The organism is Streptomyces ossamyceticus (assembly GCF_001418475.1).
GTDB classification, from domain to species: Bacteria; Actinomycetota; Actinomycetes; order Streptomycetales; family Streptomycetaceae; genus Streptomyces; species Streptomyces ossamyceticus.
Genome location: NZ_LIQX01000424.1, coordinates 1 through 9,724, shown reverse-complemented (window position 1 = coordinate 9,724; position 9,724 = coordinate 1). Strand labels below are relative to the sequence as shown.

The 9,724-nt window shown below is 72.1% G+C and carries 7 protein-coding genes; 5 read left to right on the top strand and 2 right to left on the bottom strand.

All coding sequences use genetic code 11. The features are described 5' to 3' along the window. Nucleotides 1-285: 285 nt before the first annotated feature. Nucleotides 286-1,725, bottom strand: coding sequence for an NADP-dependent phosphogluconate dehydrogenase (gene gndA / locus AOK15_RS28040; RefSeq protein WP_055521143.1), 1,440 nt, complete (start codon nucleotides 1,723-1,725; stop codon nucleotides 286-288). Between the two features lie 413 nt (nucleotides 1,726-2,138). On the opposite strand from gndA, the gene AOK15_RS28035 reads away from it, so the two are divergent. Then, the gene (locus AOK15_RS28035; RefSeq protein ID WP_055521142.1) at nucleotides 2,139-3,269 is read left to right on the top strand and encodes a transglycosylase family protein; all 1,131 of its coding nucleotides are present in this window, start codon (nucleotides 2,139-2,141) and stop codon (nucleotides 3,267-3,269) included. Nucleotides 3,270-3,327: 58 nt separating this feature from the next. Here the strand turns inward: AOK15_RS28035 and AOK15_RS28030 are convergent, their stop codons facing one another. Further along, the gene (locus tag AOK15_RS28030) at nucleotides 3,328-4,458 is read right to left on the bottom strand and encodes a DMT family transporter (protein WP_205632244.1); all 1,131 of its coding nucleotides are present in this window, start codon (nucleotides 4,456-4,458) and stop codon (nucleotides 3,328-3,330) included. A gap of 228 nt (nucleotides 4,459-4,686) precedes the next feature. Between AOK15_RS28030 and AOK15_RS28025 the strand changes: the two genes are divergently transcribed. From AOK15_RS28025 to AOK15_RS28010, 4 genes are all read left to right on the top strand, one after another. Continuing rightward, complete coding sequence (locus tag AOK15_RS28025) at nucleotides 4,687-5,436, top strand: (2Fe-2S)-binding protein (RefSeq protein ID WP_055521140.1); 750 nt, start codon at nucleotides 4,687-4,689, stop codon at nucleotides 5,434-5,436. Nucleotides 5,437-5,511: 75 nt separating this feature from the next. After that, entirely contained in the window at nucleotides 5,512-6,663 is a 1,152-nt protein-coding gene (gene glgA, locus AOK15_RS28020; protein ID WP_055521139.1) for a glycogen synthase, read from the top strand. 47 nt (nucleotides 6,664-6,710) lie between these two features. Beyond that, a complete protein-coding gene (glgC, locus tag AOK15_RS28015; protein WP_055521138.1) occupies nucleotides 6,711-7,931 on the top strand; it encodes a glucose-1-phosphate adenylyltransferase in 1,221 nt (406 codons plus the stop codon). Between the two features lie 225 nt (nucleotides 7,932-8,156). After that, complete coding sequence (locus tag AOK15_RS28010; protein WP_055521137.1) at nucleotides 8,157-9,503, top strand: wax ester/triacylglycerol synthase family O-acyltransferase; 1,347 nt, start codon at nucleotides 8,157-8,159, stop codon at nucleotides 9,501-9,503. Nucleotides 9,504-9,724 lie beyond the last annotated feature (221 nt).

Here is a 9,724-nt window from a genome sequence, read left to right as displayed (position 1 = left end):
CGGGATCGGGTCAGGACCCGGTCCCTCGACCCCCGGGTCCTGACCCGATCCCGGGAGAGCCGACCCCCAAACCCCTGTCGTAGCGGGCCCGATGGCCGACGATCGACCGTGGCCCGACCAACGGCAGGCGGCCCGACGATCGACCAGCGGCCCGACGAACGACAAGTGGCCCGGCGTGAACCACTTCACGCCGGGCCACTGCCCTGTCACTCGAAGGAGGAGACAGGGGACCGTCGAGCCCGACCACGACCGGCCGGCCCCGGCGACGTCCCCGAGGTCACCCTCCTACGCCTCGACCTCCGACCGGTCCCCGCCCCACAGCGTGTGGAACGAGCCCTCGCGGTCCACCCTCCGGTACGTGTGCGCGCCGAAGAAGTCGCGCTGGCCCTGCGTGAGCGCCGCGGGCAGCCGCTCGGCGCGCAGGGCGTCGTAGTACGCGAGCGCCGCCGCGAAGCCCGGGGTCGGCACCCCCTGCCGGGTCGCGGCCACGATCACCTCACGCCAGTCGTCCTGCGCCGCCGCGATCTCCTGCGCGAACGTCTCGTCGGACAGCAGGCTCGGCAGGTCCGGCCGGGCGTCGTACGCGGCGCGGATACGGTCGAGGAAGGCCGCCCGGATGATGCAGCCACCGCGCCAGATCGAGGCGACCTTGCCGAGGTCGATGTCCCAGTCGTACTCGGCGCGGGCGGCGTCGATCTCGTGGAAGCCCTGCGTGTACGACACGATCTTGGACGCGTACAGCGCCTGCTCGACCCGGTCGGCGAAGGCGCCCGCCTCGGCCGCGCTGAGCGGCGCCGCCTTCGGGCCCGCCAGCGAACGCGAGGCGTCCCGCAGCGCGGCGTGCCCGGACAGCGAGCGCGCGAAGACGGCCTCGGCGATACCGGAGACCGGCACACCCAGGTCCAGCGCGATCTGCACGGTCCAGCGGCCCGTGCCCTTCTGCTCCGCCTGGTCGACGACGACGTCCACGAACGGCTTGCCGGTCGCCGCGTCCACGTGCGCCAGCACCTCGGCGGTGATCTCGATCAGATACGAGTCCAGGCGCCCGGTGTTCCAGGTGCGGAAGATCTCCGCGATCTGCGCGGGGGAGTAGCCGGCCACATCGCGCAGCAACTGGTACGCCTCGCCGATCAGCTGCATGTCGGCGTACTCGATGCCGTTGTGGACCATCTTCACGAAGTGCCCGGCGCCGTCCGGACCGACGTGCGTCACGCACGGCGCTCCGTCGGCGGCCTTCGCGGAGATCTTCTCCAGCATCGGGCCGAGGGAGTCGTACGACTCGGCCGGGCCGCCCGGCATGATGCTGGGCCCGTTGAGCGCGCCCTCCTCACCGCCGGAGATCCCCGCGCCCACGAAGAGGATGCCCTGCTCGCGCAGCGCGGCCTCGCGGCGGCGGGTGTCGGCGAAGTGCGCGTTGCCGCCGTCGATGATCATGTCGCCGGGCTCCAGCAGCGGCGCGAACTCCTCGATCACCGCGTCGGTGGGGCCGCCGGCCTTCACCATCACCACCAGACGCCGGGGGCGCTCCAGCGCCTGGACGAAGTCCTTGGCGGTCTCGGCCGCGATGAAGTCGCCCTCGTGCCCGTGCTCCTCCACCAGCGCGTGGGTCTTCGCCGCGGAGCGGTTGTGGACGGCGACCGTGTAGCCGTTGCGGGCGAAGTTGCGGGCGAGATTGCTCCCCATGACCGCGAGGCCGGTGACGCCGATCTGGGCTGAAGTGCTCATGCGGTGGGCTCCTATGGATCCTGGAATCAGTGGTGCCGGTGAATCGGTCGAGTCGTGATGGTCACGTCGTGACGCACAAGTGGTGCCGGTAGGTCCTCATATCGGTGCTGCCGTCAGTGCTCGCCAGTATTGCCCTTCCGGTCATCCTGACGTGCGGCGGCCCCTTGCGCACCGAGCGGCACGTCGTTCTTGAGTACGCGGAAAGGGCCCCACCTGCCTCAATGGGGCGCGCAACCCGCGCGCTTCACGCGCCGCACCCGCTCACGCGTGCGCCGGACAGAGGTACTTACGCGCCGGGACAGGTCGCTTCCGCGCCACTCGCGGGGTGGCTGCGGCTGGATTTTCGTCTTGTCATGGCCTGTTCGCGGCGCTTACTTTTGCGACTTCGTGGCAGAGGCGAGGGGGGCTACTCCATGGCCGTACGCGGCCGGCACCGCCGGTACCAGCCGAACAGGATCAACCGTGCTTCACTCACGGTCACAGCCGGCGGCGCCGGCATCGCACTCCCGCTGATGGGCACGGGAGTCGCCGAGGCGGCCGACGTGGACACCTGGGAGAAGGTCGCGGCCTGCGAGTCCACCGGTGACTGGGACATCAACACCGGCAACGGCTACTACGGCGGCCTCCAGTTCAGTCAGTCGACGTGGGAGGCGTACGGCGGGAGGGCCTACGCCGCGCGCGCCGACCTGGCGACCAAGGAACAGCAGATCGCGATCGCCGAGAAGGTGCTGGACGGTCAGGGCCCCGGCGCCTGGCCCCACTGCTCGGTCCGCGCGGGCCTCACCCGCGGCGGCGACGCGCCGCGCACCATCGAGGACGTCAAACCGCAGACCACGCCCCAGTCGCAGGCGGGCAAGGTCGAGGTGTACACGGTCGTCCGGGGCGACACGCTCTCCGAGATCGCCGAGTCCGAGGAGGTCAAGGGCGGTTGGCGCGGGCTCTACAACGCCAACCGCAGGATCATCGGCTCCGACCCGGACCGCATCCTTCCGGGCCAGCGGCTGAGTCTCACCTCGGCGGCCCCGGAGAAGGAGCACAAGAAGGAGCAGCCGAAGAAGGAGCGGCCCGAGAAGGAGGAGAAGAAGGAGCGGAAGAAGGAGCAGAAGCGGGAGCAGCGGACCGACTCGCGCCAGGAGTCCGGGTCCCGGGTCGCCCCCGTGAACGCTTCCCTCGGCACCCCGTACCGCGCCTCCGGCTCCTCCTGGTCGAAGGGCTACCACACGGGTGTCGACTTCCCCGTGCCGACCGGCAGCACCGTCAAGTCCGTGGCGTCCGGTGAGGTCGTCACGGCCGGCTGGGGCGGCTCCTTCGGCTACCAGGTGGTCATCCGGCACGCCGACGGCCGGTACACGCAGTACGCCCATCTGTCGGCGATCTCCGTGAAGGCCGGACAGCATGTGAGCGCGGGCCAGCGCATCGGCCGCTCCGGTTCCACCGGCAACAGCTCGGGCCCGCATCTGCACTTCGAGGTGCGGACGGGGCCCGGCTTCGGCAGTGACGTCGACCCGATCGCCTATCTCCGGGCCGGAGGGGTGCGTCTCTGACGCGCCCGACGCAACCGCGCTCCGACGTACCGCGGGAGGCCCGCTCAGGGCCTCCCGCTCACGTCCCTACGTGGTCCCGATGCCGGTCGCCGTGCGGCCGCGGCACATACAGCTCGCCGTGGAACGGCCGCAGCTCCAGTTCGGGCCGCTCCTCGTCCCCGGAGCCACCGGCTCCGCGGAACGGCGCCGGTACGACGACCCGCTGGTCGAGGCCGATCGGCCCGTCGGCCGCCGCCGGGTCCCCGGCCGGCAGTGAGTGAAGCCCTGCGAGCAGCCGCTCGACGGCGAGGGCCGCCTCCCGGTCGGCGACCGTCGACGCGTCCGCCGTGTCCTCGGCCCCGACCCGCTCGGGCCGCGCCTCCTCGTGGAGCCGCTCGGTGGTGAGCAGGATCAGACCGCCGGCCGCGACGACCCCGCAGCCCAGGGCGAGGAGGGTGCCCGTGGTGCCGTAGCGGAACGTCTCGCCGAACATCGTGATGCCGACCGCCGCCGCCACCACCGGGTTCACGACGGTCAGGGTGGCGAGCGGGGCCGCGAGGCCGCCGTTGCGGTAGGCGGCCTGCGACAGCAGCAGACCGGCCGTGGCGAAGACACCGATGACCGCGAGGGTCGGCAGGTCGGCGAGCCCGACACCGTCCGTCCAGTCGACGGCCACCGTCTTGGTGAACACCGAGGACATGCCGAACGCGACACCGGCCGCCACCGCCAGCAGGACGCTGCGCGTCGTCGGATGCCGGTGCGCGGCGTGGGCCGCCGTCATCAGCGCCGCCACCGCGCCCGCGCTGACCAGGGCCACCAGCACGCGCTCGGCGGTGTCCAGGGACTGCGCGTCGGCCGTGCCGACCAGGGAGAGCAGACCCGCGAGACCCACCGTCGCCATGATCGCGCCCCGCCAGGCCGTCGCCCCGGCCCGGCGGCCGACGAAGAGAGCCGCCATGGGCAGGGCGAAGACGATGGTCAGCGCGCCCAGCGGCTGCACCAGGCTGAGCGGGCCGTACGCCAGGGCCACCACGTGCAGCAGCCCGCCGAGACCGTTCAGCCCGACAGCGCCCCACCAGCCCGGGCGGCGCAGCGGCGCGTAGGTCCGGCCGGGGGAGGTCACCGCGACACGCTCCTGCACGATCGCACCGCCCGCGTAGGCCACGGCGGAGACGAACGACAGCAGCACGGACAACGCGAGGGCGCTCATGAGCGGCTCCTCGACGAGGGGCGGGGGCGCTCGGCCCGCCGCTGCGAACGGTCGGCTTTCATGGTGACCACGATGCCTCGCGAACGTGTTCGCGTCGTCGTACCTGAGCACTCATTGAGTCGTACTGCCGATGGAGTACGACTCGCCGCCCGTCATCCTCAGGAGGGGCGACACGGAGTGCACCCCTCCTGGCGAACACGCCCGTGGGCCCTGGTACTACTCGATGTCGTGGACCACGCCGCCGACCTCACGGACCTCTCCGCCCTCGGCGGCTTCTTCGTACTACGCACGGGGGAAGCACCGGGGCGCCCGCTGCCCACCCTCGCGGAGGCGTACGCGGCACGGGATGCCGATGTGAAGAAGGAGGTTTACGCGAATCCCGTAATTTTCCGTGTCCGGAAGGTGGCGGACAGCGTCCGGGCCCCCGAACCCCGCGTCGCGGCCTCCATCGCGCACCTCGGCCTCGCCGCCCGGCTGTGGTCGGTGGCCCTCGGCACCGCCGCCCTCCACGACCGCGTCCCCGATCTCGACCCGCGGCTGCTGCGCTGGGACCCCGACGCGAGCGCCCCCGACGACCTCCGGTTGACCGGGGTGCGGATGCTGCCCGCCGACCGGCTCGGCGAGGTCGTACGGGAGGCGCATCTCGTCCCCCTGGCGGCGGCCCTCTGCTCCCAACTGCCCGTTTCCCCCCGTCTGCTCTGGGGGAACGCGGCCTCCGCGCTCATGGGAGCCGTCCGGCAGATCGACCGCTGGGCCGCCGTGCACGGACGCACTGAGGCGGCCGCCCGGGCCCGCCGGCTGGCCGCCGCGCAGCTCGCCCACCCCGATCTCGCGGGCACGCTCGACCCGGCCACCCACCGCCGCCGCAGCTGCTGCCTCTACTACCGGCTGCCCGGCGGCGGACTCTGCGGCGACTGCTGCTTCGACCGGCCACCGGCCCGGACCCGCCCGTCGGGCAGGACGGGCGGCACCCGGTAGGGACAGGGCGCCCTTCCCCAACCGCCCCGCGTGGGTGACCATGTGGGAACGAGCCATGTGAGACAGGGGGTTCCGGTGCGAGTCGGCCTGCTGACCCGGGAGTATCCGCCCGACGTCTACGGAGGCGCGGGGGTCCATGTCGAGTTCCTCGCACGGGAGTTGAGGTCCCTCGTCGATCTCGACGTGCACTGCTGGGGCGAGGGCGCCGCGGGCGGCGTCGTCCGCCATCGGCCCTGGTCGGCGCTGGACGGCGCCAACGACGCGCTGCGCACGTTCTCCGTGGACCTGTCCATCGCCGCCGGCCTCGCAGGCAGGGAACTCGTCCACTCGCACACCTGGTACGCCAATCTCGCCGGCCACTTCGGCAAGCTGCTGCACGGCATCCCGCACGTGATGACCGCCCACTCGCTGGAACCGCTGCGCCCCTGGAAGGCCGAGCAACTGGGTGGCGGATACGCCCTGTCCAGCTGGGCCGAGCGCACCGCGATCGAGTCCGCGGACGCGGTGATCGCGGTGTCCGGTGCCATGCGCGACGACATCCTCGGCTGCTACCCGGCCCTGGACCCGGACCGGGTGCGGGTCGTGCACAACGGCATCGACACCGCCCTCTACCGGCCCGACCACGCCACCGACGTCCTCGACCGCGTCGGCCTCGACCGGGCCCGCCCCTACGTCCTGTTCGTCGGCCGCATCACCCGCCAGAAAGGCGTGCCCCATCTGCTGCGGGCCGTACGGGCCATCGACCCGGACGTCCAGGTCGTGCTGTGCGCAGGCGCCCCCGACACCCCGGAGATCGACCGGGAGTTCCGTGACCTCTTCGAGGAGCTGAGCCGCGTCCGCGAGGGCCTGCACTGGATCCCGCAGATGCTGCCGCGCCCCGAGGTGATCCAACTCCTCACCCACGCCGCCGTGTTCGTCTGCCCCTCGGTGTACGAACCGCTCGGCATCGTCAACCTGGAGGCCATGGCCTGCGGGACGGCGGTGGTCGCGTCGCGGGTGGGCGGTATCCCGGAGGTCGTGGAGGACGGTGTCACGGGCCTCCTCGTGTCCACCGAGGACGACTTCGAAGCTCAGCTGGCCCGCGCCCTCGACTCGGTCCTCGCCGACCCCGCGACCGCCGCCCGTATGGGCGAGGCGGGACGGGAGCGCGCGGTGCGCGAGTTCGGCTGGGACGCGGTGGCCCGGCGGACGGTCCACCTGTACGAGGAAATCCTCAAACAGGGGTAGGCACACAGGACAGAGCACGGCACAACCGGGCGTAGAGGGGCGGCGGCATGCGGCGCGGTGGACCTTCGGTGCTGGGAATCGTACTGGCCGGTGGCGAGGGCAAGAGGCTGATGCCCCTCACCGCCGACCGCGCGAAACCCGCGGTGACCTTCGGCGGGACGTACCGTCTCGTAGACTTCGTACTCTCCAATCTCGTGAACGCGGACATCCTGCGGATCTGCGTCCTGACCCAGTACAAATCGCACTCCCTGGACCGGCACATCACCACCACCTGGCGAATGTCGAGCCTGCTCGGCAACTACGTCACCCCGGTCCCCGCCCAGCAGCGGCTTGGCCCGCGCTGGTACCTGGGCAGCGCCGACGCGCTGCTGCAGTCCCTGAACCTGGTGCACGACGAGCAGCCCGAGTACGTCGCCGTCTTCGGCGCCGACCACGTCTACCGCATGGACCCCCGGCAGATGCTGGCCCAGCACATCGAGGGCGGGGCGGGGGTGACCGTCGCCGGGATACGCGTGCCCCGCACCGAGTCCTCCTCCTTCGGTGTGATCACCCCCGGCTCCGACGGCCGGTCCGTGGAGGGCTTCCTGGAGAAGCCCGCCGACCCGCCCGGCCTCGACGACGACCCCGAGTGCGTGTTCGCCTCGATGGGCAACTACCTCTTCACCACCAAGGCCCTGGTCGAGGCGCTTCAGCGGGACGCCGAGGACCAGAACTCCGTCCACGACATGGGCGGCTCGATCCTGCCCCAGCTCACCGAACGGGGCGAGGCGCAGCTGTACGACTTCAGCGCCAACCACGTGCCCGGCGAGACCAACCGCGACCGCGGCTACTGGCGGGACGTCGGAACCCTCGACGCGTACTACGACGCCCATATGGACCTCATCGCCGAGCGCCCCGCCTTCAACCTGTTCAACCGCAGCTGGCCCGTCTACACCAGCTCCGGCCAGCTCTCCCCGGCCCGCTTCAATGCGGGCGGCATGGCCAGCGAGTCGATCATCAGTGCGGGCTGTCTGATCCGGGGCCAGGTGACCCGGTCCGTGCTGTCGCCGGGCGTGGTCGTCGATCCCGGCGCCGTGGTCCAGGGGTCGGTGCTGCACGACAACGTCCATATCGGCCGGGGCGCGGTCGTCCGGGGAGCCGTCCTCGACAAGAACGTCCAGGTGCCGCCGGGCGCCACCATCGGCGTCAACCCGGAGCGCGACGCGGAGCTGTACACGGTCTCCAAGGGCGGGGTGATCGCCCTCGGCAAGGGCCAGCAGGTGTCGTGACTCTGCACAGACGCGCGTCGAGCGGCTGTGCGGTTCATCACGCCGCGCTGGGCCGGGTGGGTTGAGATGACCCCCGAGTGACGGCAGATGTCCCAGTGGTCCCGTCTCTCCCCAGGAGGTGGGACTTAATCTGCTGTTAACTGAGCGTAGCTCGATCGTACTTGACCGTAATCGGTCCTCGGCGATTGACTGCAGACTCACCCGTCGTCGACGCGAGGCAAGCCATTGACTTCTGACGAGCTCGCACCACTCGACCTGGCCTTCTGGAACATCGAGTCCGCCGAACATCCCATGCACCTGGCGGCCCTCGGCGTCTTCACGGCGAACTCGCCCACCGCGGGCGCCCACGCCGCCGACCTGCTCGCCGCCCGCGCCGCCGGGGTGTCCGCGCTGCGGATGCGGATCCGGGACGTCTGGCGGCCCGACGTGCGCCTCCCGCTCACCTTCGGCGGCGCGACCCGCGAGCCCGTCGCCGACTTCGAGCCCTTCGACCACGTACGGCTCCACGCGCCGACCCGCGACTTCCACGCGGTGGCCGGCCGGCTGCTGGAACGCCCCCTGGAGCGCGACCGGCCGCCGTGGGAGGCACACGTCGTGCCCGGGGAGGACGGCACCTCCTTCGCCGTGCTGTTCAAGTTCCACCACGCCCTGGCCGACGGACTGCGGGCGCTGACCCTCGCCGCCGCCGTCATGGACCCCATGGACATGCCCGCGCCCCGGCCGCGCCCCGCCGAACCCCCGCGCAGCCTCCTCGGCGAGGTGCGCAAACTGCCCGCGCTCCTCCGCGGCACCCTCTCCGACCTGGGCCGGGCCGTGGACATCGGTACGTCCGTCGCCCGCACCACGCTCGACGCGACGCTCGGCGCGCAGGGCACCACCGCGCTGACCGCCGAGCCGAGCGGCACCCGCCGCACCGTCGGCGTGGTCCTCGACCTCGACGACGTGCACCGCATCCGCAAGACCGTCGGCGGCACCGTCAACGACGTCCTCATCGCGGTCGTCGCCGGCGCGCTGCGGCGCTGGCTGGACGAGCGGGGCGACGGCAGCGAAGGCGTCGCGCCCCGGGCGCTCATCCCCGTCTCCAAGCGCCGGCCGCGCACCGCCCATCCCCAGGGCAACCGGCTCTCCGGCTATCTGATGAAGCTGCCCGTCGACGACCCCGACCCGCTCGGCCGGCTCCGTACGGTCCGTACGGCCATGGACCGCAACAAGGACGCCGGGCCGAACCGCGGCGCCGGGGCGGTCGCGCTGCTCGCCGACCATGTGCCGCCGCTGGGGCACCGGCTCGGCGGGCCCCTGGTGAGCCAGGCCGCGCGCCTCTGGTTCGACATCCTCGTCACCAGCGTGCCGCTCCCGAGCCTCGGCCTGAGGCTCGGCGGCTGCCCGCTCGCCGAGGTGTACCCGCTGGCCCCCCTCGCGCATGGGCAGTCCGTGGCGGTGGCGATCTCCACGTACCGGGGGAGCGTGCACTATGGCCTCGTCGCCGACGCGGAGGCCGTGCCGGATCTGGAGGTGCTGGGCAAGGCGGTGACGGGGGAACTGGAGGAGCTGCTCGCGGCGTGCGAGAGCTGACCGGGGGCGCGGCTGGCCAAACGTGGGGCGCCCAGTAGCTCGGGGGTGCGCGGTTCGTCGGCGGGTGCGGGTGGTGTGTGGTTTCTCGCGCAGTTCCCCGCGCCCCCTGAAAAGCGCCCGGGGCTGCGCCCCGTGCTTTTCAACGGCGCCACCTGGTGAAGGGCGGGCCGCAGGCCCAAGCCTTCAGGGGCGCGGGGCCCTGACATATGCGGCTCCGCCGC